This window comes from Streptomyces sp. NPDC038213, assembly GCF_055600495.1.
On record NZ_JBVJYM010000021.1, the window covers coordinates 69,043 to 95,793 of the forward strand.

A 26,751-nucleotide genomic window follows, 5' to 3' on the forward strand; every position below is an offset into this window, starting at 1 on the left:
CCTTCACCCTCTCACTGGAGTCCCGCGATGGACCGTCAGTCCACTCCGCCCAGTCCCCTCACCTCCCTCACCACCATCGCCGTCGTCGGCCTCGGCACCATGGGCTCCGGCATCGCCGAGGTCCTGGCCCGCGCCGGCCGCGAGGTCATCGGCATCGACGTCAGCGAGGACGCCGGCCGCCGCACGGTGGCCTCCCTGGAGGCCGCCACCGCCCGGTCCGTGGCCCGCGGGCGCCTCACCGAGCAGGAGCGCCGGGACGTGCTGTCGCGGCTGCGGACCTTCACCGACCTCCAGGCCGCCGCCCACGCCGACCTGGTGATCGAGGTCGTGCCGGAGGACTACGCCCTCAAGAGCGCGGTGTTCGCGGCGCTGGACGCCATCGTCCGCCCCGACGCCGTCCTGGCCACCGGTACGAACGCCCTGTCCGTCACCCGGCTCGCCGCCGAGTCCCTGCGCCCCGAGCGCGTGATCGGCCTGCACTTCTTCAACCCGGCCCCGGCCATGAAGCTGGTGGAGATCGTCTCCTCGGTGCTGACGGCCCCGCCGGTGGTCGAGGCGGCGCACACCCTGGCCCGCGCCCTGGGCAAGGAGCCCGTCACGGCCGGCGACCGCCCCGGCTTCGTCGCGGACGGCCTGCTGTTCGGCTACCTGAACCAGGCCGCCGCCATGTACGAGGCGAAGTACGCCTCCCGCGAGGACATCGACGCGGCCATGCGGCTCGGCTGCGGGCTGCCGATGGGCCCGCTCGCGCTGCTCGACCTGATCGGCGTGGACACCGCCCGCACCGTCCTGGAGGCCATGTACGCCGCCTCCGGCGACCGGCTGCACGCCCCGGCCCCGGTGCTCGGGCACCTCGCCGAGGCGGGGCTGACCGGCCGCAAGTCGGGCCGCGGCTTCTACACGTACGAGGGCCCGGGCAGCCCCGCCGTGGTCGCCGACGCCCTGACCCCGGCGGCGGGCGGGACGGGCGGCACGGGCCGCACCGTCGCCTCGGTCGGCGTGGCCGGTACGGGCACCATGGCCGGCGGGATCGCCCAGGTCTTCGCGCAGGCGGGGTACGCGGTCGTGCTGGCCGGGCGCAGCCAGGAGAAGGCGGAGGCCGCCAAGGCCGCCGTCGCCAAGTCCCTGGGCCGCCAGGTCGAGCGGGGCCGGCTGACCGAGGAGGCCAGGGCGGCGACCCTGGACCGGATCTCCCCGGCCGGTTCGCTGGAGGCCTTCGCGGAGGTGGACCTGGCCGTGGAGGCCGTGGCCGAGGACCTCGCGGTGAAGCAGGAGCTGTTCGCGGCCCTGGACAAGATCTGCAAGCCGGGCGCGGTGCTGGCGACGACCACCTCCTCGCTGCCGGTGATCGCCTGCGCCCGCGCCACCTCGCGCCCTCAGGACGTGATCGGCATGCACTTCTTCAACCCGGCCCCGGCGATGAAGCTGGTCGAGGTGGTCCGCACGGTCCTGACCGCCGACGACGTGCACGCCACGGTCCGCGAGGTCTGCACGAAGGTGCGCAAGCACGCGGTGGACTGCGGGGACCGGGCCGGGTTCATCGTGAACGCGCTGCTGTTCCCGTACCTGAACAACGCCATCAAGATGGTCGAGGAGCACTACGCGAGCCTCGACGAGATCGACGCGGCGATGAAGCTGGGCGGCGGCTACCCGATGGGCCCGTTCGAGCTGCTGGACGTGGTCGGGCTCGACGTCTCGCTGGCCATCGAGAAGGTGCTCCACAAGGAGTTCCGCGACCCGGGCCTGGCCCCGTCCCCGCTGCTGGAGCACCTGGTGGCGGCGGGCTGCCTGGGCCGGAAGACCGGCCGCGGATTCCGTGAGTACGCCCGGCGCTGATCCCGGCGCCCACGAGCTGGATGCGTGGGGAGGGCTGCTCGGCCCCGCCGCACCCTCACGGCGGGGAAACCCTCCCGAGCCCAGTGCGGGCCCTCCCCCGCATCCACCCCCTCAGGCGCGTGCCGCGGCGCACATGCAGTACGTTCGCCTTATGTCCCAGTCCGCCAAGATCACCCGTACCGGCGCGTCCGAGGCCCCGGAGAGCGCCGCGGGTTCCCGCGCCGCCGCCCAGCGCCTGAAGATGCGCCGCGAGCTCGCCGCCGCCGCGATGGAGCTGTTCGCGACGAAGGGGTACGAGGCGACGACGGTGGACGAGATCGCCGCGACCGCCGGCGTGGCCCGCCGTACGTTCTTCCGCCACTTCCGCTCCAAGGAAGAGGCGATCTTCCCGGACCACGACGACACCCTGACCCGGGCCGAGGCGGTGCTGGACGCGGCCCCGGCCCACGAGCACCCGCTCGACACGGTGTGCCGCGGGATCAAGGAAGTCATGAAGATGTACGCCGCCTCCCCGGCGGTGTCCGTGGAGCGCTACCGGCTCACCCGCGAGGTGCCGGCGCTGCGGGAGCGGGAGATCGCCTCGGTGGCCCGCTACGAGCGGCTGTTCACGCGCTACCTGCTCGCCCACTTCGACGAGACCGACCACCACGACGGCAACGACGACCCGCTGCTGGCCGAGGTGGCCGCCTCGGCCGTCGTGACCGCCCACAACCACGTCCTGCGGCGCTGGCTGCGGGCCGGCGGGCAGGGGGACGTGGAGGCGCAGCTCGACCACGCCTTCTCGATCGTGCGCAAGACCTTCGGCACCGGCATCGGGGCGGGGCGCACCCTGGGCGCCGCGGCTGCGGCCGCCGCGCCGGAGCCCGCGCCGGCCGCGGTGCGGACCGAGGGCGAGGTGCTGGTGGCGGTGGCCCGTACGGACGCCCCGCTGGACGAGGTCATGCGGACCATCGAGCAGGCCCTCAAGAACACGTAGCCGGCCGGACCACCGGCAGCAGGACGCGATACGCACCACAGCGGCCGCCCCCGTCACGGGGGCGGCCGCTGTCGTTTGTCCAGCTTGCCCCTACTCGCGGGTAACACTGATCGATCATCGCTCATCTGCGCAGGTCAATCGGCAAATGAGAGAAAGTTTTGGCACGCAGTGCCTTGCCGAGTGACACGGGGTGCCATACGTTGATCTCAGTCCGGATGTCCCCGCGGCCCGTGCCACCCCGCACGCGGACGCGCCCCGGACGGCCTGCGTCACCAGGCCGAGAACGCGCCCACCACAGCGCTCGCACACCACCACATGCGCACCACCCGTACCGCCGGACCGACGGCACACCCGTACCCGCTACGGCACCACCGCTCCGCTCCGCACCCCTCATCTTTCGCAGACCAGCGTTTCCCTCGACGCTCACCGCCGGAGGCACCACCGTGAAGGACATCCTCGACGCGATCCAGTCGCAGTCGGCCACGGCCGCGGACTTCGCGGCCCTGCCGCTCCCCGACTCCTACCGCGCGATCACCGTGCACAAGGACGAGGCGGAGATGTTCGCCGGGCTCAGCACCCGCGAGAAGGACCCGCGCAAGTCCCTCCACCTCGACCAGGTCCCGCTGCCCGAACTGGGCCCGGGCGAGGCCCTGGTGGCCGTCATGGCCTCCTCGGTCAACTACAACTCGGTGTGGACCTCGATCTTCGAGCCCGTGTCCACCTTCAGCTTCCTGGAGCGCTACGGGCGCCTCTCGGACCTCAGCAAGCGCCACGACCTGCCGTACCACATCATCGGCTCGGACCTCGCGGGCGTCGTGCTGCGCACCGGCCCCGGCGTCAACAGCTGGAAGCCCGGCGACGAGGTCGTCGCGCACTGCCTGTCCGTCGAGCTGGAGTCCTCGGACGGCCACAACGACACGATGCTCGACCCCGAGCAGCGCATCTGGGGCTTCGAGACCAACTTCGGCGGGCTCGCGGAGATCGCGCTCGTCAAGTCCAACCAGCTGATGCCCAAGCCGGGCCACCTCAGCTGGGAGGAGGCCGCCTCCCCCGGCCTGGTCAACTCCACCGCCTACCGCCAGCTGGTCTCCCGCAACGGCGCCGGCATGAAGCAGGGCGACAACGTGCTCATCTGGGGCGCCAGCGGCGGCCTCGGCTCGTACGCCACCCAGTTCGCCCTGGCCGGCGGCGCCAACCCGATCTGCGTGGTCTCCTCCCCGGAGAAGGCGGAGATCTGCCGGAAGATGGGCGCCGACGCGGTCATCGACCGCAACGCCGAGGGCTACCGGTTCTGGAAGGACGAGCAGACCCAGGACCCCCGGGAGTGGAAGCGGTTCGGCTCCAAGATCCGCGAGCTCACCGGCGGCGAGGACATCGACATCGTCTTCGAGCACCCCGGCCGCGAGACCTTCGGCGCCTCGGTCTACGTCACCCGCAAGGGCGGCACCATCACCACCTGCGCCTCCACCTCGGGCTACATGCACGAGTACGACAACCGCTACCTGTGGATGTCCCTCAAGCGCATCGTCGGCTCCCACTTCGCGAACTACCGCGAGGCCTGGGAGGCCAACCGCCTGATCGCCAAGGGCAAGATCCACCCCACCCTCTCCAAGACGTACTCCCTCGAGGAGACCGGCCAGGCCGCGCACGACGTCCACCGCAACGCCCACCAGGGCAAGGTCGGCGTCCTGTGCCTGGCCCCCGAGGAGGGCCTGGGCGTCCGCAACCACGAGATGCGCGCCGAACACCTCGAGGCCATCAACCGCTTCCGTAACGTCTGACCCGACGAAGTCCCTAGAGGATCGCCTGAGATGACAGAGCGTCAGAAGGACCGTCCGTGGCTCATGCGGACGTACGCCGGCCACTCCACGGCCGAGGCGTCCAACGAGCTGTACCGCCGCAACCTCGCCAAGGGCCAGACCGGCCTGTCGGTCGCGTTCGACCTGCCCACGCAGACCGGCTACGACCCCGACCACGTCCTCGCCCGCGGCGAGGTGGGCCGCGTCGGGGTACCCGTCTCCCATCTGGGCGACATGCGGCGGCTGTTCCAGGACATCCCCCTGGAGCAGATGAACACCTCGATGACGATCAACGCCACCGCCATGTGGCTGCTGGCGCTCTACCAGGTGGCCGCCGAGGAGCAGGGCGCCGACATCTCCAGGCTCCAGGGCACCACGCAGAACGACATCGTCAAGGAGTACCTCTCCCGCGGGACGCACGTCTTCCCGCCCGGGCCGAGCCTCCGCCTGACGACGGACATGATCGCGTACACGGTCAACAACATCCCGAAGTGGAACCCGATCAACATCTGCAGCTACCACCTGCAGGAGGCGGGGGCCACTCCGGTCCAGGAGATCTCGTACGCGATGTCCACCGCGATCGCCGTGCTGGACTCGGTCCGCGACTCGGGGCAGGTGCCCGAGGAGCGGTTCGGCGAGGTGGTCGCCCGGATCTCCTTCTTCGTGAACGCGGGCGTCCGCTTCATCGAGGAGATGTGCAAGATGCGCGCCTTCGGCCGCATCTGGGAGCAGGTCACCCGGGAGCGGTACGGGATCGCGGACGCCAAGCAGCGGCGCTTCCGCTACGGCGTCCAGGTCAACTCCCTCGGCCTGACGGAGGCCCAGCCGGAGAACAACGTCCAGCGGATCGTCCTGGAGATGCTCGCGGTCACCCTCTCCAAGGACGCCCGCGCCCGCGCCGTGCAGCTGCCCGCCTGGAACGAGGCGCTGGGCCTGCCCCGGCCCTGGGACCAGCAGTGGTCGCTGCGCATCCAGCAGGTGCTGGCCCACGAGAGCGACCTGCTGGAGTACGAGGACATCTTCGCGGGCTCGCACGTGGTCGAGGCCAAGGTGGACGCCCTGGTGGCGGAGTGCCTGGCCGAGATCGGGCGGATCCAGGAGATGGGCGGGGCGATGGCGGCCGTCGAGTCCGGCTACCTCAAGTCCCAGCTGGTCGCCTCGCACGCCGAGCGCCGCGCCCGGATCGAGGCCGGCGAGGACAAGATCGTCGGCGTGAACTGCTTCCAGCAGACCGAGGAGAACCCGCTCACCTCCGACCTCGACGGCGCGATCATGACCGTGGACGGGGCCGTGGAGGCGCTGACCGTGGAGCGGATCGGCCGCTGGCGCGCCGAGCGCGAGGAGTCCACCGACCGGCAGGGCGGCGGGGACCCCTTCGTCTTCCCGACCGCCGGCCAGGCGCTGGACCGCCTCAAGGAGGCCGCGGCGGGCACGGAGAACCTGATGGAGGCCACCCTGGAGTGCGCCAGGGCCGGTGTCACCACGGGCGAGTGGGCGGGCGCGCTGCGCGAGGTCTTCGGCGAGTTCCGCGCCCCCACCGGGGTCTCCTCCGCACCCGTCGCGGTGACCGCCGAGGAGGGCACGCCGATGGCGGCCGTCCGCGCGAAGGTCTCCCGCACCGCCGAGGAGCTGGGCGCCGGCAGGCTGCGCCTGCTGGTCGGCAAGCCCGGCCTGGACGGGCACTCCAACGGCGCCGAGCAGATCGCCGTGCGGGCCCGCGACGCCGGGTTCGAGGTGGTCTACCAGGGGATCCGGCTCACGCCCGAGCAGATCGCCTCGGCCGCCCTGGCCGAGGACGTGCACTGCGTGGGCCTGTCGATCCTCTCCGGCTCCCACAGCGCCCTGGTCCCGGACGTCCTGGAGCGGCTGCGCGCGGCGGGGGCGGGTGAGGTCCCCGTCATCGTCGGGGGCATCATTCCGAACGCCGATGCAGAAGCGCTCAAGGCCGCGGGGGTGGCGGCGGTGTTCACCCCCAAGGACTTCGGCATCACGGAGATCATCGGCCGTATCGTCGACGAGATCCGCACCGCGAACAAGCTCAGCCCCCTGATCGACACGGAGGTCCCCGCATGACCACGCCTTCCCCCCGGGTCAACCGCCTGCGGCCCCGCCGCTCCTGCCTGGCGGTCCCCGGCTCCAACCCGCGCTTCCTGGAGAAGGCCCAGGGCCTGCCGGCCGACCAGGTCTTCCTGGACCTGGAGGACGCCTGCGCCCCGCTGGCCAAGCCCGAGGCCCGGCACACCATCGTCAAGTTCCTGAACGAGGGCGACTGGACCGGCAAGACCCGGGTCGTACGCGTGAACGACTGGACCACCCACTGGACGTACCGGGACGTGGTCACGGTGGTCGAGGGCGCGGGGCAGAACCTGGACTGCATCATGCTGCCGAAGGTGCAGAACGCCGAGCAGGTCGTGGCGCTCGACCTCCTGCTGACCCAGATCGAGAAGACCATGGGCTTCGAGGTCGGCAAGATCGGCATCGAGGCCCAGATCGAGAACGCCGCGGGCCTCAACAACGTGAACGCGATCGCCCAGGCCTCCCCCCGCCTGGAGACGATCATCTTCGGCCCGGCCGACTTCATGGCCTCCATCAACATGAAGTCCCTGGTCGTGGGCGAGCAGCCGCCCGGCTACCCGGCGGACGCGTACCACTTCATCCTGATGAAGATCCTGATGGCGGCCCGCGCGAACGACCTCCAGGCGATCGACGGCCCCTACCTCCAGATCAAGAACGTCGACGGCTACCGCGAGGTCGCCGGCCGCGCCGCGGCCCTGGGCTTCGACGGCAAGTGGGTGCTGCACCCGGGCCAGGTCGAGGCGGCCAACGAGGTCTTCTCCCCCTCCCAGGCGGACTACGACCACGCCGAGCTGATCCTCGACGCCTACGAGTGGTGCACCTCGGAGGCGGGCGGCAAGAAGGGCTCCGCGATGCTCGGCGACGAGATGATCGACGAGGCCAGCCGCAAGATGGCCCTGGTCATCGCCGGCAAGGGCCGGGCCGCGGGCATGCAGCGGACGTCCACGTTCGAGATCCCGGAGGCCTAGGACCCATGCAGTTCGGACGCACGTACGAGGAGTTCGAGGTCGGTGCCGTATACAAGCACTGGCCCGGGAAGACGGTCACGGAGTACGACGACCACCTCTTCTGCCTCCTCACCATGAACCACCACCCGCTCCACATGGACGCGAACTACGCCGAGAACACCACGGACTTCGGCAAGAACGTGGTGGTGGGCAACTACATCTACTCGCTGCTGCTCGGCATGTCCGTGCCGGACGTCTCCGGCAAGGCCATCGCCAACCTGGAGATCGAGTCGCTGCGGCACGTGGCGCCGACCTTCCACGGCGACACGGTCTACGGCGAGACCACGGTCCTCGACAAGACCCCTTCGAAGTCGAAGAACGACCGCGGGATCGTCTACGTCGAGACCAAGGGCTACAAGCAGGACGGCACCCTCGTCTGCGTCTTCCGGCGCAAGGTGATGGTCCCGACCGAGACGTACATCAAGGAGCGCGGCGGCGAGCAGCCCGGCCGGCCGGAACTCAAGGAGCAGGTGAAGTAGCCATGGCCCGTCTCGCCCAGACCGCCGGACTGACCGACGTCCAGCAGGAGATCCTCAAGACCGTCCGCGAGTTCGTCGACAAGGAGATCATCCCGGTCGCGACCGAGCTGGAGCACCGCGACGAGTACCCGCAGCAGATCGTCGACGGGCTCAAGGAGCTCGGGCTCTTCGGGCTGATGATCCCGGAGGAGTACGGCGGCCTGGGCGAGAGCCTCCTCACGTACGCGCTGTGCGTGGAGGAGATCGCCCGCGGCTGGATGTCCGTCTCGGGCATCATCAACACCCACTTCATCGTGGCGTACATGCTCAAGCAGCACGGCACGCAGGAGCAGAAGGACCACTTCCTGCCGCGCATGGCGCTGGGCGAGGTCCGCGGCGCCTTCTCGATGTCGGAGCCGGGGCTCGGCTCGGATGTGTCGGCGATCACGTCCAAGGCGGTCAGGGACGGAGACGAGTACGTCCTCAACGGCCAGAAGATGTGGCTGACGAACGGCGGCACGTCGACTCTGGTGGCCGTCCTGTGCCGGAGTGACGAAGGTCTCCCCGAGGGCAGCGCCCCCCACAAGTCGATGACGACCTTCCTCGTGGAGAAGGAGCCGGGCTTCGGCGAGGTCCGCCCCGGCCTGACCATCCCGGGCAAGATCGACAAGATGGGTTACAAGGGCGTCGACACGACCGAACTCATCATGGACGGACTGCGCATTCCGGCCAATCGGGTCCTCGGCGGGACGACCGGCCGAGGGTTTTACCAAATGATGGACGGCGTGGAGGTCGGCCGCGTCAACGTGGCGGCCCGTGGCTGCGGCGTCGCTCAGCGTGCTTTCGAACTGGGTGTCTCGTATGCCCAGCAACGTCACACTTTCGGCAAGCCGATCGCCCAGCACCAGGCGATCCAGTTCAAGCTCGCCGAGATGGCTACCAAGGTCGAGGCCGCTCATGCGATGATGGTGAACGCAGCACGCAAAAAGGACTCAGGGGAACGAAACGACCTCGAAGCAGGGATGGCGAAGTACCTCGCCTCCGAATACTGCAAGGAGGTGGTCGAGGACGCCTTCCGGATCCACGGCGGTTACGGGTTCTCCAAGGAGTACGAGATCGAGCGCCTCTACCGCGAGGCCCCGATGCTGCTGATCGGTGAAGGTACCGCCGAGATCCAGAAAATGATCATTGGGCGACGCCTGCTCGAGGAGTACCGACTCCAGGGCTGAAAGTCCCTTTTGTGGCGGAAGGTCCGCGGATTGGTCGCAAAAGGGTCACACCCTGTCACCGGCTTCGGGCCACCGACTCGGCTTCTGGCTTGCCCAGTTGTTGCGCGCAACCGATAGCATTCCAGTAAAGCCGCCGTCCCGTCCCCCCGTTTGCGGCGCGGCAATCACCCGCTACGAAGGTCATCCATGCCCCACAGCCAAACCTCTGCACACCGAGACAGCGTCGCCGGCGTACGCCTCGCACGCGGAGCATCGCCGTGGCTTCTGCCGACCGTCGCCACCGCGGCCCTCAGCCTCGTCCGGGCCCGCAAGTCCGGACGCTGGGCCGCGGCGGCCGTGCCCACCACCGCGCTCGCGGCGGGCATGCTGTGGTTCTTCCGCGACCCCGAGCGCGAGATCGCCCAGGGCCGCGTCATCTCCCCGGCCGACGGCGTGGTGCAGAGCATCATGCCGTGGAAGGACGGGCGCACCCGCGTCGCGATCTTCATGAGCCCCCTGAACGTCCACGTCAACCGCGCGCCCCTCGCGGGCACGGTGACGTCCGTCGAGCACGTGCCCGGCGGGTTCGTTCCGGCGTTCAACAAGGAGAGCGAGAACAACGAGCGCGTTGTCTGGCACTTCGACACCGAGCTCGGCGACATCGAGATGGTGCAGATCGCGGGTGCAGTGGCCCGCCGCATCGTCCCGTACGTGCCCGCGGGCACCAAGGTGGAACAGGGCGAACGGATCGGTCTGATCCGCTTCGGCTCGCGCGTCGACATCTACCTCCCCGAGGGAGTCGAGGTCGCGGTCGAGGTCGGACAGGCCACCACGGCGGGAGTGACTCGAATTGACCGTGACTGATCCCGAGACTCATCCCAAGCCCCAGAGCGGCTGGGTCCCGGAGGCCGAGGAGGAGACCGACGGCGAGGAGATGCCCCTCTCGCTGCGGCTGTCGATAGCGGACACCCTCACCCTCGGCAACGCCACCTGCGGATTCATGGCGGTGTACTTCACCACCACCGGGATCCTCATCCCGCACCTCACCGGCAGCGGCGAGTCGGGCATGGCCCGGCACAGCGCGGCCACCGCGGTGATACTGATGCTGCTGGCGGCGGTCTTCGACCTGTTCGACGGGCTCGTGGCACGCAAGCTGCGCAGCTCGCCGATGGGCGCGGAGCTGGACAACCTCTCCGACCTGATCAGCTTCGGCCTCGCCCCGGCCTACTTCGTGCTCGTCTACGGCATGGTCGCCGACGACGCGCACCAGAAGATGTCGGCGCTGGCCGCGATCGTGGTGCTGCTCGCCGTGGTGCTCAGACTCGCGCGGTTCAGCTGCGTGACGATGAAGGACGGCATGTTCCAGGGCATGCCGAGCCCCTTCGGCGCGCTGACGGTCGTCTCGATCGTGCTGCTGGAGCTGCCGTTCGTCCCGACGCTGCTGGCGATCATCGGGGTGGCCTGGCTGATGGTGAGCCGGGTCGAGTACCCGAAGCCGCGCGGCGTGCTGGCGGTCGCGATGCTCAGCTGGATCGTGGGCGCCATGGGCCTGCTGGCCGCGTGGGCCTTCGACGCCCCCGGCGGTGCGGCGCTGCTGCAGACCGGCTGCGCCCTGCAGATCGTGCTCGCGGCGACCATCCCGCTGTTCGCGACCACCCGCCGGGTGAACACCTTCCGGAACAACCGGCGCGAGGCCCGTGCGAGCGGGCTCCGCTAGCTTCCCGGTCCCGCAAGGCCACGAAGGGCCCTGGAACGCCTCTACGGCGTTCCAGGGCCCTTCCGCATGCCCGGGGGCCGGGGGGCACCGGGCCGGTCCCGGATTGCGTACGCGGCGGGACGCGGGATCGTGGACTCATGACCGACGGCGGAGAACCCGGACGGATACCCGGCCCCCGTCCGGCCGGCCCCCCGCGCGGTCCGCTCAGCGGCGGTGCGGACGGCCGCGGCGGCGGCCCCGGGCGCGGCGGCCGCGGGCGCGGCGACAGGCCCCGGCTGGGGCGGATGAAGGCCGCGGCGCTCGGCGGAGTCGTCGCCTTCGCGGTGCTCCTCGTCGTAGGGATCCTCTCGGACCGCACCCGCGACCCCTCGGGGGCCGAGCCCCCCGGCACCGGCCGCCCCGCGGAGACGACGGCGCCCGCCGCCACCCCGGATGGGCGTACGGAGGGCGGCGGGCGTCCGCCGCCGCCAGCGGCCCCGGCCCCGCCCGCGCCGTTCAAGGGGACGGGCAACCAGGTGACCGAGGCGTTCACCGCCCCGGCGGGGCTGGCCGTGTTCGAGTCCTCGTGCCCGGCGTGCGACCAGAACTTCATCGTCGAGCTGCGCGACGGCAAGGGCGTGCCGCACGCCCATCCGGTCAATGCCGTCGGCCCGTACGCGGGCACGGCCGGGGAGCACCTGGCGGCCGGGGAGCACTACCTGAGGGTCGTGGCGGACGCGGCCTGGACGGTGAAGGTCAGCTACCCCCGCGGGGAGGACCCGGCCCGCCTCCCGGTGAGCTACTCCGGCACCGGCGACCGGCTGGAGGGCCCGCTGCGGTTCACCGGCACGGTCGCCTTCGATGCCACCGCCAAGGGGGACGGACTGTTCATGGTGTGGCTGCTGGACGCCGGCGGGAACAGGATCGAGGCCCCCTTCAACACCGTGGGTGCCCCCACGGGCACCGCCACCGCCCGGGTCCACGGATCCGGCCCGTACTACGTGAACGTGACCTCCGACGGCGACTGGACCCTGCGCCTCTCCGCGCGCTGAGACCCCGTACCGCCCCGCACCTCGATGTCGGAAAACCGCCAGCCCGGACCCCCGGCGTGCCGGATCCTTGAGGCATGCACACCGACACCGAGCGCTGCGTGCGCGCCGTGCAGTCGAAGGACTCCCGCTTCGACGGCTGGTTCTTCACGGCCGTCCTGACCACCCGGATCTACTGCCGTCCCAGCTGCCCGGCCGTGCCGCCGAAGGTCGAGAACATGACCTTCCTGCCCAGTGCGGCCGCCTGCCAGCAGGCCGGCTTCCGGGCGTGCAAGCGGTGCCGGCCCGACACCAGCCCCGGCTCCCCGGAGTGGAACGCCCGGGCGGACGCGGTGGCCCGCGCGATGCGGCTGATCCGCGACGGGGTCGTGGACCGCGAGGGGGTGCCCGGGCTCGCGGCCCGGCTGGGCTACTCCACCCGCCAGATCGAGCGGCAGCTCAGCGCCGAGCTGGGGGCCGGGCCGCTGGCCCTGGCCCGGGCCCAGCGGGCCCAGACCGCCCGGCTGCTGATCGAGACCTCCGCACTGCCGATGGCCGACGTCGCCTTCGCCGCCGGCTTCTCCTCGATCCGGACCTTCAACGACACCGTCCGCGAGGTCTTCGCCCTCTCCCCCAGCGAGCTGCGCACCCGCGCCGGGCGCAGGTCCGGGGGCGGCCGGGCCCCGCAGACCCCCGGGGCGCTCTCGCTGCGGCTGCCGTACCGGACCCCGCTCCATCCGGACAACCTCTTCGGGCACCTGGCGGCCACCGCCGTCCCGGGGGTGGAGGAGTGGCGCGGCGGGGCGTACCGGCGGACCCTGCGGCTGCCGTACGGCACGGGGACCGCGGCCCTGTCCCCCGGCCCCGGGTACATCGACTGCCGGCTGGCGCTGACCGACCTGCGGGACCTGACGATCGCGATCAGCCGCTGCCGGTGGATGCTCGACCTGGACGCCGACCCGGAGGCCGTGGACGGACGGCTGCGCACCGATCCGCTGCTGGCGCCGCTCGTGGACGCGGCGCCGGGGCGCCGGGTGCCGCGGACGGTGGACGCGGCCGAGTTCGCCGTACGGGCCGTACTGGGGCAGCAGGTGTCCACGGCGGCGGCCCGGACCCACGCGGGGCGGCTGGTCGCGGCGCACGGGGAGCCGGTCGAGGACCCCGAGGGCGGGCTGACGCACCTGTTCCCGTCCCCGCAGGCCCTGGCCGGGCTGGACCCGGAGGCGCTGGCCCTGCCGCGCAGCCGCCGCACCACCCTGACCACCCTGGTCGGCGCGCTGGCCGACGGCTCGCTGCCGCTGGGCATCGACAGCGACTGGGAGCGGGCGCGCGCCGGGCTGGGCGCCCTGCCGGGCATCGGGCCGTGGACCGTGGAGGCGGTGGCGATGCGGGCGCTGGGCGATCCGGACGCCTTCCTCCCCACCGATCTGGGGATGCGGCGGGCGGCCCGGGCGCTGGGCCTGCCGCACACCCCGGCGGCACTGACCGCGCGGGCGGCAGGGTGGCGGCCCTGGCGGGCGTACGCCGTGCAGTACCTGTGGGCCACGGACGACCACCCGGTGAACCGCCTGCCGTCCTGAAGCCCGCCCCCGCGACCACCGACACGACGACGATCCGCAGAAAGCGACAGGAAGCCACCGTCATGGAACGACAGCACACCGTCATCGAGAGCCCGTACGGCCCGCTCACCCTGGTTTCCAGCGGGGGCGTGCTCTGCGGCGTGTACATGGAGGGGCAGCGGCACCGGCCCGCGGAGGAGTCCTTCGGCACCCGCACCGGCCCCGGGGAGGAGCCCTTCGCGGAGGCCGTGCGCCAGCTGTCCGCGTACTTCGCCGGCGAGCTGACGGCCTTCGACCTGCCGCTGCGGATGGAGGGCACGGAGTTCCAGCGCAGCGTGTGGGAGCAGCTGGTCCTGATCCCGTACGGGGAGACCTGGTCGTACGGGGAGCTGGCGGCCCGGCTGGGCAAGCCGAACGCCTCGCGGGCGGTCGGCCTGGCCAACGGCAGGAACCCGGTCTCGATCATCGTCCCGTGCCACCGGGTGATCGGCGCCTCCGGTGCGATGACCGGATACGGCGGCGGCCTGGACCGCAAGCAGCGCCTGCTGGCCTTCGAGAGCGGCAGGGAGGGCGCCGGTACGGACCAGCAGCTCTTCTGAGCCGGGTGCCGGGACCCCCGGCACCCGGCCCCGGGCGGTCAGTCCTCGCGGTCGCGGCGGGAGTCGGCGGCGCGGCGCAGGCGGGAGTGGCGGGCGGGGGCGCCCTGTTCGCTGATCGCGTCGCCGACCATGGCCTTGACGGCGTCGCGCAGGCCGTGGAGGGCCGGGTGGCGGGCGGGTCCGGCGCCTGGGTCGGCGCGCAGCTCCTTCACCAGGGCCCAGCAGAGCAGCAGCATGACGATGACGAAGGGCAGGGCGACCAGGATGGTGGCGGTCTGGAGGGACTTCAGGCCGCCGGCGACCAGCAGGACGGCGGCGACGGCGGCCATCAGGACGCCCCAGGTGACCACGAGCCAGGTCGGCGGGTGGAGGGAGCCGCGGCTGGTGAGGGAGCCCATGACCAGGGAGGCCGAGTCGGCGCTCGTGACGAAGTAGGTCATGACGAGCAGCATGGCGACGTACGAGGTGACGGTGCCGAGCGGCAGGGCGTCGAGCATGGCGAACAGGGAGGCCTCGGCCCCGTCCTTGACCGCGGCGGCCAGGTCGGCGGCCCCGGTGGAGTCGAGCCGGATGGCGGTGCCGCCCATCACGCAGAACCAGACGACGGTGGCGCCGCTGGGGATGAGCAGGACGCCGACGAGGAACTCGCGGATGGTGCGGCCGCGGGAGATCCGGGCGATGAAGGTCCCGACGAAGGGGGCCCAGGACAGCCACCAGGCCCAGTAGAAGATGGTCCAGGCGCCGAGCCAGGCGCTGTCGGTGAAGGCGCCGGTACGGCTGGCCATGGGCAGCAGGTCGTCGAGGTAGCCGCCGATGCTCGCGGGGATGACGTCGAGGATGTAGACCGTCGGCCCGAGCAGGAAGACGAAGAGCATCATGACGCCGGCGAGCACGATGTTGAGGGTGGACAGCCACTTGACGCCCTTGTGCAGCCCGGAGAAGGCCGACAGGACGAATGCCGCCGACAGCGAGGCGATGATGACCAGCTGGACGGTGGTGGTGTTCTCCACCCCGGCGGTGATGTCGAGCCCCTCGGCGACCTGGAGGGCGCCCAGGCCCAGGCTGGTGGCGGTGCCGAAGACGGTCGCGAACACGGCGAGCAGGTCCACGGCCTTGCCCTGCCAGCCCTCGGCCCGGCGCTCGCCGATCAGGGGGACGAAGGCGGAGCTGAGCCGGTTGCCGCGGCGCTTGCGGAAGGTCGCGTACGCGAGGGCGAGGCCTGCGATGCCGTAGATCGCCCAGGGGGTGAGCGTCCAGTGGAAGAAGGAGTACTCGAGGGCCACGCGGGCGGCCTCGCCGGTCTGGGGCTGGGCCCCGCTGGCGGGCGGCGGGGCGAGGTAGTGGGTCAGGGGCTCCCCGACCCCGTAGAACATCAGGCCGATGCCCATGCCGGCGCTGAACATCATCGCGATCCACGCGAGGTTCGAGAACTCGGGCTCGGAGTCGTCGGCGCCCAGCCGGATCCGGCCGAACCGGCTGACGGCCAGGACCACGCACATCACCAGGAACACGTCCGCGGCGATCACGAACAGCCAGGCGAAGTTGTTGAGTACCCAGGTCAGGGCGGTGCTCGACGCGCTGTCGAAGGAGTCCCCGCCGAGCGCGGCCCAGGCGACGACGGCCAGGACCGCGATGACCCCGATGCCCACCACCGCCCGGTCGGGGGAATCGTCCCCCGGGGGGCCCGGTGGAGTGTCCGGACGTGACTGTTCCAGTGAATCCGTGCTCATGCGGCCCCACTATGGGGTTGAATATCGCCATTTTCCGGCGTGGCGCGCCGGGTGTGGCGCAGGGCACCCATGGGCATAGGAGGATCCTCCGGATAGGCTCGGGGCGGCGCGACTGCACGTTCGATAGCAAGGGATCAGCAAGGTGACGGACGGAGCAGTAACTGAGGCCGCGCGCGTACTCATCGCCGCGGACAAATTCAAGGGCTCGCTCACGGCCGTGCAGGTCGCGGAGCGGGTGACGGCCGGGCTGAGGGCCGCGGTCCCCGGGGTGCAGGTCGAGACCCTCCCGGTCGCGGACGGCGGCGACGGCACGGTCGCGGCCGCCGTGGCGGCCGGGTTCGAGCGCCGGGAGGTCCGGGTCACCGGCCCCCTCGGCGACCGGGTCACGGCCGCGTACGCCCTGCGCGGCGGCACCGCGGTCGTGGAGATGGCCGAGGCCTCGGGGCTGCAGCTGCTCCCGAAGGGCGAGTTCGCCCCGCTGACCGCGACCACGTACGGCTCGGGCGAGGTGCTGCGCGCCGCGCTCGACGCGGGCGCCACCACGATCGTCTTCGGCGTCGGCGGCAGCGCCACGACCGACGGCGGCGCGGGCATGCTCGCCGCCCTCGGCGCGGTGTTCCTGGACGCGGACGGCGAGCCGGTGGGCCCCGGCGGCGGCCCCCTGGCCGGCCTGGCCTCGGCGGACCTCTCCGGGCTGGACCCGCGCTTCGCGGACATCGAGTTCGTCCTCGCCAGCGACGTGGACAACCCGCTGACCGGCCCGAAGGGCTGCGCGGCGGTGTACGGGCCCCAGAAGGGCGCCTCCCCGCAGGACGTGGCCGCCCTCGACGCGGCCCTCGGCCACTACGCGCAGGTGCTGGAGAAGGCCATCGGCCCGAAGGCCGCCGAACTGGCCGCCTCCCCGGGCGCGGGCGGCGCGGGCGGCATCGGCTACGGCGCGCTGCTGCTCGGTGCGAGCTTCCGCCCCGGCATCGAGCTGATGCTGGAGGTGCTCGGCTTCGCCCCGGCGCTGGAGCGGGCCACGCTGGTCATCACCGGCGAGGGCTCCCTCGACGAGCAGACCCTGCACGGCAAGGCCCCGGCGGGGGTGGCCGCGGCCGCGCGCGCGGCGGGCAAGGAGGTCGTGGCGGTCTGCGGTCGGCTCGCCCTGCCGCCGGAGGCCCTGGCGGGCGCCGGGATCCGGCGGGCGTACCCGCTGACGGAGATCGAGCCCGACACGGCGAAGTGCATCGCGAACGCGGGCCCGCTGCTGGAGCAGGTGGCCCGCAACATCGCGGCGGACGTGCTCTGACCGGGGCGCGCCCTGATCGGGGGCGGCCCCTGGACCGTACGCGGTGAACCTGCGGCAAATCGTTCGATGCCCCCGCCCCGGCCTGCCGGGGCGGGGGCGTCGCCCTGTCGGTGGCACCTTTGGGCCATGGGTTTCGATCTTGCAATACCGGGCGGCGCGGGCGGGTACGCCCTCTCCGGGACCCCTGCGACGGGACGGGGACGGCGATGAGCGTGCTCGGATGGATCGGAACGGTACTGGCCTGCTGGTGCGCGCTGTCGTTCCTGGCGGCCGCGCTGTACGCGTGGCTGCGCACCCGGCTGAAGCGGGAGGCGGCGCGGGTGCGGTCGGACTGAGCGGGTGCGGTCGGACCGGGCGGGGGGCGGGTGCGGTCGGGGGCGGGGGGTCGGCAGCGCGTGTGGAAAAAGGGCTGGCCGGGGCGGGTGCGGGGCGCCTAGCCTCAGTGATCGTTTGCGTCCGCAGTACCCGCCCGACGAAAGCAGCTCCTGCATGCCCGAGGCTTCCCGCCCGCCCGTCCCCTCCGATCCCTCCGTTCCCTCCACCGGGTTCGCGGGACCGTACGTACCGACCGTGTGCCCGGCGCCGCCGCCGGCGGTGGTCTTCCGGGCCGCCGGGGCCGCCGATACCGGGCGGGCCGCCGCCTTCACCGTCGACGAGCCCGTGCACTGGATCGGGGCCGACCGCTACCGCGACGAGCTCTCCGAGGGCATGTACCGGCCCGAGTGGACCTGGATCGCCGAGGACGGCGCGGGCCGGATCCTGGGCCGGGCCCTGTGGTGGGGGCGGGCCGACAGCTCCCACCCCATCGCCCTCGACTGCCTGCACGTCCTGCCCGAGGCGGGCGGACAGGCGGAGGTGGCGGGCGGGCTCCTCCGGGCCTCGCTGGCGGCCTTCGCCGCCGCGGGCGCGGACACGGTCCCCCTGTACAACCTCGGTCTGGATCCCGGCTGGCGCGAGGACCCCGCGGCTGCGGCGGCCGTCGGCTGGCGCCGTGCGGCGGCCGCCGCGGCCGGGCTCACCGACGAGGTGGAGCGGCTGCGCCTGGAGTGGACCCCGGACGCCGGGGTGCCCGCGGACGGGGGCCGGCTCGTCTTCACCGAGGGCTCCGACGAGGAGTTCCTGGAGGCGTTCCGGCGGATCGCCGTCGGCAGCCTGGACGGGGAGACCCGGCGCAGCCTCGCCCGTACCGGGCCGGAGGCGACCGCGCGCGAGGAGATGGACTTCTACCTGGACTGCCCCGGGGAGCGCTCCTGGTGGCGGCTGGCCCGCACCCCGGACGGCGCGCTCGCCGGACTCGCGGTCCCGTCCGCCACGCCGTACGGGCGGAACGTGGGGTACCTGGGGGTCGTGCCGGAGCTGCGGGGGCGGGGGTACGTGGACGAGATCCTCGGGGAGATCACGCGGGTGCACGCCGGGGCGGGGGCCGGGGTGGTGACGGCCACGACCGATACCGGGAACGGGCCGATGGCTGCCGCGTTCGGCCGGGCCGGTTACCGTACGGCGCTGATTCGGCTGATCTGGTCGGCCCCGGGCGCCTGACCCGGGTCCGCTGCGCGGGGCCTGTTCCCCGACCCGCCCCTTCCCGAAACCGGGGGGCAAGCCCCCGGACCCCCGGACCCCCGAACCGTGCGCTCCGCGCCCGGTGCGCTCAAACGCCGCGCGGGCTGGATACCTCCAGCCTCGCCGGCGTTTGAGGCGCGGGGTCTGGGGCGGAGCCCCAGTTCGGGAAGGGGCGGGTAGGGGAAAGGCCCCGCGCAGCGGACGGAGCTACGGGGCCATTTCGTAGGACCCGGCCAGGGACTCCACGCGGGCCCAGACGCGGGCCGCCCGCGCCCCGTCGACCACCGGCCTCCGCACGGCACCCAGCGCCCACCCCTGCTGCTCAGCAGTGGCCGAGTCCTTGCCGTGCAACTCCACCGCATGCGCCGAGAAGTCCCGCACCAGCACCGAGAACAGCTCGTCCAGCACATCCGTGTCCAGCCCGGTCAGCCGCGCCTGTTCCAGGATCAGCTGGCCGTGCACGACGAGTGCGAAGAGCTGGCCGACGGAGAGCAGGAAGTCGAGGTCGCGCCCCTGCTGCTCGTCGGGCGCCATCGTGGCGACGAAGGTGCACAGCGCGTCGGCCTGCTCGCGGAAGCGGGCGACGTTGGGCACCTCCGCGTACGCGTCGTAGGCCGGGCGCCAGTCGTGGAAGCGGACCGAGCCGAGGCCGCGGGCCGGACCCTGCCGGAACAGGAACGCGTCGTCGGCCGCGTCGAGCCGGGTCGGGACGGCGGGGTAGTCCACCGGCTCCAGCAGGTGGTTGCGCATGAACTTGAGGATCAGGGCGAGGTTGACGTGGACCGTGCCCTCCAGCTTCGGCAGCCCGCGGATCTCCACGGCGGCGTTGGCGAAGTAGGTGTCCTTCTCGAAGCCCTTGGCGGCGATGACGTCCCACATGAGGTCGATGACCTTCTCGCCCTCGGTGGTCACCTTCATCTTCGTCATCGGGTTGAAGAGGAGGTAGCGGCGGTCCTCGGGCCCGGCCGAGCGGAAGTAGTCCACGGCGCGGTCGCTGAAGAGCTTCATGCCGACCAACCGGACGTAGGCGTCGGCGAGTTCGCGGCGCACGTGCGGGAAGGCGGTGACGGGGCGGCCGTACAGGATGCGGTTGTGGGCGTGGGTGACGGCCTCGTACATCGCGTGCTCGCAGATGCCGATGGAGGCGGTGCACAGGTTGAACTTGCCGACGTTGACGGTGTTGAGGGCGGCGTCGAAGGCGGCGCGCCCGGTGTGCAGCACGTCGGCCGCGGCCACCGGGTAGTCCTCCAGGCGGAATTCGCTGACGTACTTGGAGGAGTGGACCACGTTCTGCACCAGGTGGTATGCGGGGTGGCGGCTGTCCGCGGCGAAGAACACGTAGCCGTCGGGGCCCTCCACGTCGGTGCGGCGGCCGAAGACGGAGACGAGTCCGGCGGCGTTGCCGTTGCCGATGTAGTACTTCGAACCGGTGGCGGTGAAGCCGCCGTTGCCGTCGGGCTCCAGGAGCATGTCGGTGGAGTAGATGTCGGCGCCGTGGGTCCGCTCGGAGAGGCCGAAGGCGAACACCTCGCCCTGGGAGAGGAGTTCGGCGGCGCGGCTGCGGGCCTCGGCGTTCTCGCTCTGCCAGACCGGGCCGAGGCCGAGGATGGTCACCTGCCAGGCGTACCAGTAGTCGAGCCCGTAGAAGCCGAAGATCTCGTTGAGGGCGGCGATCCGGGCGGTGTCCCAGCGCTGGTCCGGGCCGGTCGCGGCGGCGGCCGGGGTGAGGAAGGCGGCGAACAGGCCCTCCTTCGCGGCGAAGGCGAGGAAGTCCCCGAGCCAGGCGCGGGTGAGGTAGTCCTCCAGCAGCCTGCGCTTGCCGCGCTCCTCGAACCAGTCGACGGTGGCGCGCAGCAGGCGGCGCGTCTCGGGGTCGAAGTGCGCGGGGTCGTAGGTGCGCGGGTTGAACAGCAGCTGCTCGGCCATGGGGCTCCGCCTTCCGGGATGGGGGTCCGGTCAGCGATCTTTCTATGCAACTAGTTGCACAGACAAGCCGTGCCGGGCGGGTGAGACGGGACTCACCCGCCCGGCGGCCCCGGGTGCGGGGGTTACGCCGGGTTACCGGGCGCCACGGGCACGAGAGCGGGCGGAAGTGGGGGTTCCGCGGGTGGCCGGGCGGGCCGGGGGTAGCCGCACGGGAGGGGGCGGAGGACCGCGGAAGGACGGTGGACCGGCATGGCACGCGTAGCGGTGGAGGGTGGCGAGGTGGTGGTCCGGCTGGGGCCCGTGGAGGCGCTGGCCGGGCGCCGGCGGGTGCTGCGCCTGCCGCTGGCGGCCGTACGGCAGGTGCGCGTGGAGCCCAGCTGGTGGCGGGTCCTGCGCGGGCGGGCCGGGCCGGGGCGGTGGCGGCCGGGGCGCTGCGCGGGGTTCCGGCGGGTGCCGGGCGGCGGGCAGGACTTCGTGGCCGTGCGGGCGCGGCGGCCCGTGCTGTGCCTGGAGCTGGCCCCGGAGTCGGGGCTGCGGCGGGTGGCGGTGTCGGTGGCCCGCCCGGAGCGGGCGGCCCGGCAGCTCCGGGCGGCGGCGCCGGGGCGGACGGCCGCCGAGGGCTCCGTACCGGATCCGGTGGTGGGGCGCGAGACCGGGCCGGAGGGGGGAAGGGGGCCGCAGGGAGCAGGAGCGGTGGGATCCGAGCGCCGGAGCGGGGCGGAGGCCGGTGCCGGCGGCGGTGGAGCGCGGGGTACGCGCGCCGGCGCCGCGCCCGCGGATGGCGGGCGGCCGCGTCCGCTGCACGAGGGCGGCACGGCCGACGACCACGGCCGGGCGCCCGGCGCGCCCTCGCGGACGGGGGCCGGGGCGGGGGCCCCGCCGCTGGACGCCGTACGCGCGGCGCGCGAGGACGCGGACCGGCCGCGCCGGTCCCACCTGCTGCCGCCCGCCCTGCGGGCGCGGGGGGCCGCGGGTGGCGGGGAGGACGACGTACCGGCGTGACGGAGGGGTTTGGGGGTGCGCTGGCGGGTTAGCCGCACCCGTAGCGGGGGATGGACCGCGACCCGAGGAGCGTGGAGCGCCATGGGCGGCAGCAGGCAGGGCGAGGGCAGGCAAGGCGGCAGCAGGCAGGGCGAGGGCCGGGAGGACGGCGGCGGGATGGCCGACAAGCGGCAGGCGCCCGGCCTGGGGCGCGAGGAGCAGATCCGCGACACCTCCCCCGGACCGGACCGGCCGGCATCGGGCGGTGGTGCGGACGGTTCCGGGGACGGCTCCGCGGAGCGCACGCCCCGCGACCCCGCGATGCGCGGGGCCGTACCGGATCCGCCGCGCGCGGACCGGGACCCCTGAGGGCAGTGCCGTGACCACCTCGATCCCCCTGGTCACCACCTCCGGCGGCACCGTGCTCATCCCGGCCGCCGAGGTCACCGCCCTGCTGCGGCGGATCGCGGGCGGCTGGATCGACGCCGACGAGGAGGGCGCGACGGAGCTCGACCCGACGACCCTGCGGGCCCTGGCGGGCGTCCTGGCCGAACTGGCCGACCAGATCGACGTCGAGTGCATCGCGTACGTCCCGCCGCACGAGGGGCACGACGGGCGCCGCCGTACCCGCTGAAGACCGCACGAGGGCCGAACCACTCGGCCCTACAACCGAGTTGCCACGGAGGCACCCCATGTCCGAGCGGACCATCTGGCACTACCACCCCGACACCGGCTACCGGCAGGGCCTCGACATCGTCGGCTACAAGGTCGAGGCGACCGACGGCGGCATCGGCACCATCGACGAGCACTCCGAGGAGGTCGGCTCCTCCTACCTGGTCGTGGACACCGGAGTGTGGATCTTCGGTAAGAAGGTGCTGCTGCCCGCGGGCACGATCAGCCGCATCGACACCGCCGAGGAGAAGGTCTACGTCAACCGCACGAAGGACCAGATCAAGGACGCCCCGGAGTTCGAGGCGAAGCGGGACGCCCCGGAGGACGCCGGGCAGCAGCCGAAGTACGAGCAGGGCTACCTCGAGCAGTTCGGGCGCTACTACGGCATGCCGCACATGTGAGCCGGGCCCGCACCGCGGCCCGCGGCCCCCGGCGGGAACACCGGGGCCGCGGGCCGTCCGTACGCTCAGCCGCGCTCCCGGCCGCGCTCCCGCGCCTCGGTCTGTTCGCGCTCGCGCCGCAGGTCGTCCTGGAGGAGTTTCAGCTCCTCCGGGCTCTTGCCCGTACCAGGGGCCGCGGGCTCCCACTGCGCGCCGGACCGGTCCTCCGCGCGGCGGCCCCGCGCACCGGCGTTGTCCTTGGTCGGGGTGACGGTGGGCGCCTTCTCCCCGCCCGCCTCGTCCCGGCCCGGCGTCTCCCCGCCGCCGGTCTTCTGCCCGCCCGCGTGCTCCCCTCCGGCCTTCCTGCCGCCCCCGCCCGCCTCCGGGCGGCGGCCGTGCGGATCGGCGTCACCGAGCGGGACCCCGCCCGCTCCGCCCTGGTCCATCGCGTTCATCGCCTCGCTCCTTCCGCGGCGGCCCCCCGTCGGCGGGGGGCCTGCACGTCCGCGCGCCTACCCGGTTTACGGGCCCCCAAGGCCACGGGGACGCCTCCGGGCGGCCGGTTTGGCGCCGCCCCCGCCGGGCAGGCGCGGGCCTGAGCACACCGGCTGAGGCCTCGGGAGGACACGATGTCAACGGGAACCCTGCTCGCCATCGTCATCCCCTCGGCCATCGTCCTGGTCGCCCTGCTGACCGGGCTCGCCGCGTACCTGCGCCACCGCAGGCTCCAGCGGGAGTTCGGCGCGGAGTACCGGCGCGTGGCGGAGGAGGAGGGCGGCGTCCTGGCGGCCGACAGGGAGCTGCACAGCCGCCGGCAGCGGCACGAAGAACTCGATCTGCGCGAACTGCCCGCCGCCGACCGGCGAAAGTACGCGGAGGAGTGGACCCGGGTGCAGGAGCGGTTCGTGGACAGCCCCGGCGAGACGGTCCGGGAGGCGGACGCCCTCGTGACCCGGGTCATGCGCGACCGCGGCTACCCCACGGAGGGGTACGAGCAGCGGGTGCGCGACCTGTCCGTGGAGCACGGCGAGACGCTGGAGCACTACCGGCGGGCCCACGACGTCCAGGTCCGCGAGGGCTCCGGCGGCCGGGCCACGACCGAGGAGCTGCGCGGGGCGATGGTCCACTACCGGGCCCTGTTCGACGAGCTCCTGACCCCTGCCGGCCCTTCGAGGAACGGGTGAGCGCCATGCGAGACGAGACCACCTACCGCGAAGGCGCCGGCCACGACGGCGCCGACGGCGACCGGGCCCTGACCACCGAGGACCTCGCCCGGCAGCAGGCGGCCGGGCAGGACGGGGACCGGGACGGCGTACGGGACCCCGCACGGGACGGAGCGCGGGAGGACGGCGGGCCGGCCGTGTACCCGGGCGAGGCGGCCGCCGAAGGCGGGCTCACCGCAGGAGTGGCGGGCGGCGGCGACCGCTCCCCGGTTCGGGACGAAGAGGGGAGCCCGGCACCGGACGGCGACCCGGCCGGGGACGAGGGCCGGAGCCCGACCGCGGACGACGGCGGGAGCCCGGCCACGGACGGCGACCCGGCCGCGGACGGCGACGGCGCGCGGCAGGAGCCGCTCATGGCTCGCGCCGAGGCGGACGCGTTCCGCGAGCGGTGGAGCCGCATCCAGGCCGGTTTCGTGGACGACCCCCAGGACTCGGTGCGCGCCGCCGACGCCCTCGTCGCCTCGGTGATGCAGCACCTGGCGGCGAACTTCTCCGAGCACAAGCAGGAGCTCGACGGGCAGTGGCAGGGCGGCGGCGAACCCGCCACCGAGGAGCTCCGCGTCGCCCTCCAGCGCTACCGGTCCTTCTTCAACCGCCTGCTGGCCACCTGAGGCGCGGCGGGCGGGCACCCGCCGGAATTCGACAGCCGGTGGCGGAAACACCCGCCACGACCGTCCGAATGCCGGGACGGGCCGCCGTAATTCAGCACCGGAAAACGGGACAAAGAATCCCGTTTCCTGAATCGGAAAACCAACTGCGCGACCGGTAGTCCCCCACTGGAAGGACTCCAAGACTCCGCTCGAGATGCAGCTCAGCGCCCTGGCGAGGGCGCTGAGCTGCTGCTCTACTGCTCCTCGCCGCCGCATTCCCCAGGGACATACGAATCGGGAATCGCGGCGGAATACGAAGAGATCGAGAGCGCGTCCGCATTCTCGAATTACATTTCCGATACCGGAGTCATGCAGTCATGATGCGATCCTTTGCCAGCGCCTTTGCCGCCGCCACCATCGCCGCTTCCGCGGTCGTCTTCAGCGGGGGCGCCGCCAGCGCCGCGCCCAACTGCACGACGTGGCAGGACCAGGCCACGTTCGGCGTCAAGTGCACCAACACCTCGAGGGCCTACTCCGCCTACGCGAAGTGCCAGAACGGCAAGACCGTCTACGGCGTGACCACCACCAGCGGCAACTGGTCCTACGCGTACTGCTCCAGCGTCGGTTCGGTCCGCGCCGCCGGCTCGGGCGGCTACAAGTTCCACTGACCCGCGCCCCCGCACAGCGCCCCGGCTCCGGCCGGGGCGTTGCGCGTTCCTCAGAGGCCGGCGCGCAGCCGTCGCCAGACCGCCTTCGCCGCGTTGTGGCCGGACATGCCGTGGACGCCCGGGCCGGGCGGGGTGGCGGAGGAGCAGAGGTAGACGGCCGGGTGGGCGGTGGCGTACGGGCGCAGGGTGGGCCGGGGGCGCAGCAGGAGCCGCAGGCCCGCGGCGGAGCCGCAGGCGATGTCGCCGCCGACGTAGTTGGCGTTGTGGAGGGCGAGTTGGGGCGGGCCGGCGGTGGCCCGGGCGAGGACCAGGTCGCGGAATCCGGGGGCGAAGCGTTCGATCTGCCGCTCCACGGCCTCGGTGAGGTCTCCGTCCCAACCGTGCGGGACGTGCCCGTACGCCCAGAAGACGTGCTTGCCCTCGGGGGCGCGGCCGGGGTCCACCAGGCTGGGCTGGGCGGTGATCAGGAAGGGGTTGCGGGGGGCCCGGCCGCCGCTGGCCAGTTGCAGGGCGGCGTCGATATCGCGCAGCCGCGGCCCGATCTGCACGGTGCCGGCCCGGCGGGCCTCGGGTGCGGTCCACGGCACCGGGCCGGACAGAGCGTAATCGATCTTGAACACGCCGGCCCCGTACCGGTACCCGCCGTACGCGTTGCCGAGGCGGGCGATCCGGGCGAGGGCGGTGGGCGAGGTGTCGAAGATGTAGGCGCGGGCGGGCGGGAGTTCGTCGAGGCGTTTGACCTCGACGCCGGTGTGGATCTCGCCGCCGAGGTCCCGGAGGTAGCCGGCGAGGGCGTCCGAGAGGGACTGGGAGCCGCCGCGGGGCATGGGCCAGCCGTTCTCGTGGGCGGCGAGGGCGAAGACCAGGCCGACCGCGCCGGTGCCGATCCCGCCGAGGGGGGCGATCACGTGGGCGACGAGGCCCGCGAACAGGGCGCGGGCCCGCTCGTCGCGGAAGCGGCTCAGCAGCCAGGTCGAGGGCGGCAGCCCGGCCAGCCCGAACCGGGCCAGGGTGACCGGGTCGCGGGGCAGGGCCGTTCCGGGGAGGGACATGAAGTCCCGGGCCAGGGTGTCCCAGCGGCCGAGGAAGGGCTCGACCAGCCGCCGGTAGGCGCCCGCGTCGCGGGGGCCGAAGGAGGCGGCGGTCTCGGCCGCGGAGCGGGCCAGGACGGCGGCGGTGCCGTTGTCGAAGGGGTGTGCCATCGGCAGCGGGGCGTGCAGCCACTCCAGCCCGTAGCGGTCCAGCGGCATGGTCTTGAAGACCGGGGAGCCCGCGCCGAGCGGGTGCACCGCGGCGCAGGGGTCGTGCCGGAAGCCCGGCAGCGTCAGCTCCTCGGTGCGCGCACCGCCGCCGACCGTGTCCCGGGCTTCGAAGACGGCGACGGAGAAGCCGCGCCTGGCCAGTTCGACGGCGGCCGTGAGCCCGTTGGGCCCCGCCCCCACCACGACCGCATCGAGAATCGACGGCACCTCATGACTCCTTCGTCGC

The 26,751-nt window shown here is 72.8% G+C and carries 26 protein-coding genes; 22 read left to right on the forward strand and 4 right to left on the reverse strand.

The annotated features are described in order from the left end of the window. Positions 1–27: 27 nt before the first annotated feature. The 12 genes from ACZ7JZ_RS25200 to ACZ7JZ_RS25255 all read left to right on the forward strand — a co-directional run bounded on the left by ACZ7JZ_RS25200 (position 28) and on the right by ACZ7JZ_RS25255 (position 14,242). Entirely contained in the window at positions 28–1,836 is a 1,809-nt protein-coding gene (locus tag ACZ7JZ_RS25200; RefSeq protein WP_470943076.1) for a 3-hydroxyacyl-CoA dehydrogenase family protein, read from the forward strand. Between the two features lie 151 nt (positions 1,837–1,987). Then, positions 1,988–2,812, forward strand: coding sequence for a TetR family transcriptional regulator (locus ACZ7JZ_RS25205; RefSeq protein ID WP_470943077.1), 825 nt, complete (start codon positions 1,988–1,990; stop codon positions 2,810–2,812). Between the two features lie 443 nt (positions 2,813–3,255). Then, positions 3,256–4,593 (forward strand): crotonyl-CoA carboxylase/reductase, encoded by a 1,338-nt coding sequence (gene ccrA, locus ACZ7JZ_RS25210; RefSeq protein WP_470943079.1) that lies wholly within the window; start codon positions 3,256–3,258, stop codon positions 4,591–4,593. A gap of 30 nt (positions 4,594–4,623) precedes the next feature. Next, positions 4,624–6,684, forward strand: a complete 2,061-nt coding sequence (locus ACZ7JZ_RS25215) for a protein meaA (RefSeq protein WP_470943081.1) — start codon at positions 4,624–4,626, stop codon at positions 6,682–6,684. Continuing rightward, positions 6,681–7,655: an HpcH/HpaI aldolase/citrate lyase family protein gene (locus tag ACZ7JZ_RS25220; RefSeq protein ID WP_470943083.1), complete on the forward strand. Its 975-nt coding sequence runs from the start codon at positions 6,681–6,683 to the stop codon at positions 7,653–7,655. The genes ACZ7JZ_RS25215 and ACZ7JZ_RS25220 overlap by 4 nt, the downstream gene beginning before the upstream one ends. A gap of 5 nt (positions 7,656–7,660) precedes the next feature. Further along, positions 7,661–8,173, forward strand: a complete 513-nt coding sequence (locus ACZ7JZ_RS25225; protein WP_470943084.1) for a MaoC family dehydratase — start codon at positions 7,661–7,663, stop codon at positions 8,171–8,173. Positions 8,174–8,175: 2 nt separating this feature from the next. Beyond that, positions 8,176–9,381, forward strand: coding sequence for an acyl-CoA dehydrogenase family protein (locus ACZ7JZ_RS25230; protein ID WP_470943086.1), 1,206 nt, complete (start codon positions 8,176–8,178; stop codon positions 9,379–9,381). Positions 9,382–9,567: 186 nt separating this feature from the next. Continuing rightward, positions 9,568–10,224 (forward strand): phosphatidylserine decarboxylase, encoded by a 657-nt coding sequence (locus ACZ7JZ_RS25235; protein WP_470943088.1) that lies wholly within the window; start codon positions 9,568–9,570, stop codon positions 10,222–10,224. Positions 10,225–10,294: 70 nt separating this feature from the next. Then, the gene (pssA, locus tag ACZ7JZ_RS25240; RefSeq protein WP_470943172.1) at positions 10,295–11,077 is read left to right on the forward strand and encodes a CDP-diacylglycerol--serine O-phosphatidyltransferase; all 783 of its coding nucleotides are present in this window, start codon (positions 10,295–10,297) and stop codon (positions 11,075–11,077) included. Positions 11,078–11,214: 137 nt separating this feature from the next. After that, the gene (locus tag ACZ7JZ_RS25245) at positions 11,215–12,108 is read left to right on the forward strand and encodes a hypothetical protein (protein ID WP_470943089.1); all 894 of its coding nucleotides are present in this window, start codon (positions 11,215–11,217) and stop codon (positions 12,106–12,108) included. A 74-nt stretch (positions 12,109–12,182) separates the two neighbouring features. Further along, entirely contained in the window at positions 12,183–13,664 is a 1,482-nt protein-coding gene (locus tag ACZ7JZ_RS25250) for an AlkA N-terminal domain-containing protein (RefSeq protein ID WP_470943090.1), read from the forward strand. Between the two features lie 62 nt (positions 13,665–13,726). Next, positions 13,727–14,242, forward strand: a complete 516-nt coding sequence (locus ACZ7JZ_RS25255) for a methylated-DNA--[protein]-cysteine S-methyltransferase (RefSeq protein WP_470943091.1) — start codon at positions 13,727–13,729, stop codon at positions 14,240–14,242. 38 nt (positions 14,243–14,280) lie between these two features. Here the strand turns inward: ACZ7JZ_RS25255 and ACZ7JZ_RS25260 are convergent, their stop codons facing one another. Next, complete coding sequence (locus ACZ7JZ_RS25260) at positions 14,281–15,972, reverse strand: BCCT family transporter (protein ID WP_470943092.1); 1,692 nt, start codon at positions 15,970–15,972, stop codon at positions 14,281–14,283. A gap of 142 nt (positions 15,973–16,114) precedes the next feature. Between ACZ7JZ_RS25260 and ACZ7JZ_RS25265 the strand changes: the two genes are divergently transcribed. From ACZ7JZ_RS25265 to ACZ7JZ_RS25275, 3 genes are all read left to right on the forward strand, one after another. After that, positions 16,115–17,263 carry a glycerate kinase gene (locus ACZ7JZ_RS25265; RefSeq protein ID WP_470943094.1) on the forward strand — a complete coding sequence of 383 codons (1,149 nt, stop codon included), beginning with the start codon at positions 16,115–16,117 and terminating at the stop codon, positions 17,261–17,263. 206 nt (positions 17,264–17,469) lie between these two features. Beyond that, on the forward strand, positions 17,470–17,598 hold the full coding sequence (locus ACZ7JZ_RS25270) for a hypothetical protein (protein ID WP_470943096.1): 129 nt from the start codon (positions 17,470–17,472) through the stop codon (positions 17,596–17,598). Positions 17,599–17,752: 154 nt separating this feature from the next. Further along, entirely contained in the window at positions 17,753–18,802 is a 1,050-nt protein-coding gene (locus ACZ7JZ_RS25275; protein WP_470943097.1) for a GNAT family N-acetyltransferase, read from the forward strand. 228 nt (positions 18,803–19,030) lie between these two features. On the opposite strand, the gene ACZ7JZ_RS25280 is transcribed toward ACZ7JZ_RS25275, so the two are convergent. Continuing rightward, entirely contained in the window at positions 19,031–20,749 is a 1,719-nt protein-coding gene (locus ACZ7JZ_RS25280) for an acyl-CoA dehydrogenase family protein (RefSeq protein ID WP_470943098.1), read from the reverse strand. 249 nt (positions 20,750–20,998) lie between these two features. On the opposite strand from ACZ7JZ_RS25280, the gene ACZ7JZ_RS25285 reads away from it, so the two are divergent. The 4 genes from ACZ7JZ_RS25285 to ACZ7JZ_RS25300 all read left to right on the forward strand — a co-directional run bounded on the left by ACZ7JZ_RS25285 (position 20,999) and on the right by ACZ7JZ_RS25300 (position 22,803). Then, the gene (locus tag ACZ7JZ_RS25285) at positions 20,999–21,751 is read left to right on the forward strand and encodes a hypothetical protein (protein WP_470943100.1); all 753 of its coding nucleotides are present in this window, start codon (positions 20,999–21,001) and stop codon (positions 21,749–21,751) included. A gap of 81 nt (positions 21,752–21,832) precedes the next feature. Beyond that, positions 21,833–22,099 (forward strand): hypothetical protein, encoded by a 267-nt coding sequence (locus ACZ7JZ_RS25290; RefSeq protein ID WP_470943102.1) that lies wholly within the window; start codon positions 21,833–21,835, stop codon positions 22,097–22,099. A gap of 10 nt (positions 22,100–22,109) precedes the next feature. Beyond that, a complete protein-coding gene (locus ACZ7JZ_RS25295) occupies positions 22,110–22,364 on the forward strand; it encodes a DUF6213 family protein (RefSeq protein WP_470943103.1) in 255 nt (84 codons plus the stop codon). A gap of 58 nt (positions 22,365–22,422) precedes the next feature. Then, positions 22,423–22,803, forward strand: coding sequence for a PRC-barrel domain-containing protein (locus tag ACZ7JZ_RS25300; protein ID WP_470943105.1), 381 nt, complete (start codon positions 22,423–22,425; stop codon positions 22,801–22,803). Between the two features lie 65 nt (positions 22,804–22,868). On the opposite strand, the gene ACZ7JZ_RS25305 is transcribed toward ACZ7JZ_RS25300, so the two are convergent. Further along, on the reverse strand, positions 22,869–23,237 hold the full coding sequence (locus ACZ7JZ_RS25305) for a hypothetical protein (protein WP_470943106.1): 369 nt from the start codon (positions 23,235–23,237) through the stop codon (positions 22,869–22,871). 174 nt (positions 23,238–23,411) lie between these two features. On the opposite strand from ACZ7JZ_RS25305, the gene ACZ7JZ_RS25310 reads away from it, so the two are divergent. From ACZ7JZ_RS25310 to ACZ7JZ_RS25320, 3 genes are all read left to right on the forward strand, one after another. Beyond that, the gene (locus tag ACZ7JZ_RS25310) at positions 23,412–23,966 is read left to right on the forward strand and encodes an SH2 domain-containing protein (protein WP_470943107.1); all 555 of its coding nucleotides are present in this window, start codon (positions 23,412–23,414) and stop codon (positions 23,964–23,966) included. Then, the gene (locus tag ACZ7JZ_RS25315) at positions 23,963–24,616 is read left to right on the forward strand and encodes a hypothetical protein (protein WP_470943108.1); all 654 of its coding nucleotides are present in this window, start codon (positions 23,963–23,965) and stop codon (positions 24,614–24,616) included. Before ACZ7JZ_RS25310 ends, ACZ7JZ_RS25315 begins: the two co-directional genes overlap by 4 nt. Positions 24,617–24,972: 356 nt before the next feature. Then, positions 24,973–25,263: a hypothetical protein gene (locus ACZ7JZ_RS25320; RefSeq protein WP_470943110.1), complete on the forward strand. Its 291-nt coding sequence runs from the start codon at positions 24,973–24,975 to the stop codon at positions 25,261–25,263. Positions 25,264–25,313: 50 nt separating this feature from the next. Here ACZ7JZ_RS25320 and ACZ7JZ_RS25325 read toward each other — a convergent pair whose 3' ends face one another. Then, positions 25,314–26,732 (reverse strand): phytoene desaturase family protein, encoded by a 1,419-nt coding sequence (locus ACZ7JZ_RS25325; protein ID WP_470943112.1) that lies wholly within the window; start codon positions 26,730–26,732, stop codon positions 25,314–25,316. Positions 26,733–26,751 lie beyond the last annotated feature (19 nt).

Bases quoted from the DNA above. Each gene is read 5' to 3' on its own strand.
- ACZ7JZ_RS25285 (WP_470943100.1), top strand. From the start codon at position 20,999: ATGGCACGCGTAGCGGTGGAGGGTGGCGAGGTGGTGGTCCGGCTGGGG.
- ACZ7JZ_RS25245 (WP_470943089.1), top strand. From the start codon at position 11,215: ATGACCGACGGCGGAGAACCCGGACGGATACCCGGCCCCCGTCCGGCC.
- ACZ7JZ_RS25320 (WP_470943110.1), top strand. From the start codon at position 24,973: ATGATGCGATCCTTTGCCAGCGCCTTTGCCGCCGCCACCATCGCCGCT.
- ACZ7JZ_RS25300 (WP_470943105.1), top strand. From the start codon at position 22,423: ATGTCCGAGCGGACCATCTGGCACTACCACCCCGACACCGGCTACCGG.
- ACZ7JZ_RS25250 (WP_470943090.1), top strand. From the start codon at position 12,183: ATGCACACCGACACCGAGCGCTGCGTGCGCGCCGTGCAGTCGAAGGAC.
- ACZ7JZ_RS25215 (WP_470943081.1), top strand. From the start codon at position 4,624: ATGACAGAGCGTCAGAAGGACCGTCCGTGGCTCATGCGGACGTACGCC.
- ACZ7JZ_RS25310 (WP_470943107.1), top strand. From the start codon at position 23,412: ATGTCAACGGGAACCCTGCTCGCCATCGTCATCCCCTCGGCCATCGTC.
- ACZ7JZ_RS25290 (WP_470943102.1), top strand. From the start codon at position 21,833: ATGGGCGGCAGCAGGCAGGGCGAGGGCAGGCAAGGCGGCAGCAGGCAG.
- pssA (WP_470943172.1), top strand. From the start codon at position 10,295: ATGCCCCTCTCGCTGCGGCTGTCGATAGCGGACACCCTCACCCTCGGC.
- ACZ7JZ_RS25200 (WP_470943076.1), top strand. From the start codon at position 28: ATGGACCGTCAGTCCACTCCGCCCAGTCCCCTCACCTCCCTCACCACC.
- ACZ7JZ_RS25230 (WP_470943086.1), top strand. From the start codon at position 8,176: ATGGCCCGTCTCGCCCAGACCGCCGGACTGACCGACGTCCAGCAGGAG.
- ACZ7JZ_RS25205 (WP_470943077.1), top strand. From the start codon at position 1,988: ATGTCCCAGTCCGCCAAGATCACCCGTACCGGCGCGTCCGAGGCCCCG.
- ACZ7JZ_RS25275 (WP_470943097.1), top strand. From the start codon at position 17,753: ATGCCCGAGGCTTCCCGCCCGCCCGTCCCCTCCGATCCCTCCGTTCCC.
- ACZ7JZ_RS25255 (WP_470943091.1), top strand. From the start codon at position 13,727: ATGGAACGACAGCACACCGTCATCGAGAGCCCGTACGGCCCGCTCACC.
- ACZ7JZ_RS25280 (WP_470943098.1), bottom strand. From the start codon at position 20,749: ATGGCCGAGCAGCTGCTGTTCAACCCGCGCACCTACGACCCCGCGCAC.
- ACZ7JZ_RS25270 (WP_470943096.1), top strand. From the start codon at position 17,470: ATGAGCGTGCTCGGATGGATCGGAACGGTACTGGCCTGCTGGTGCGCG.
- ACZ7JZ_RS25220 (WP_470943083.1), top strand. From the start codon at position 6,681: ATGACCACGCCTTCCCCCCGGGTCAACCGCCTGCGGCCCCGCCGCTCC.
- ACZ7JZ_RS25305 (WP_470943106.1), bottom strand. From the start codon at position 23,237: ATGAACGCGATGGACCAGGGCGGAGCGGGCGGGGTCCCGCTCGGTGAC.
- ACZ7JZ_RS25260 (WP_470943092.1), bottom strand. From the start codon at position 15,972: ATGAGCACGGATTCACTGGAACAGTCACGTCCGGACACTCCACCGGGC.
- ACZ7JZ_RS25225 (WP_470943084.1), top strand. From the start codon at position 7,661: ATGCAGTTCGGACGCACGTACGAGGAGTTCGAGGTCGGTGCCGTATAC.
- ACZ7JZ_RS25235 (WP_470943088.1), top strand. From the start codon at position 9,568: ATGCCCCACAGCCAAACCTCTGCACACCGAGACAGCGTCGCCGGCGTA.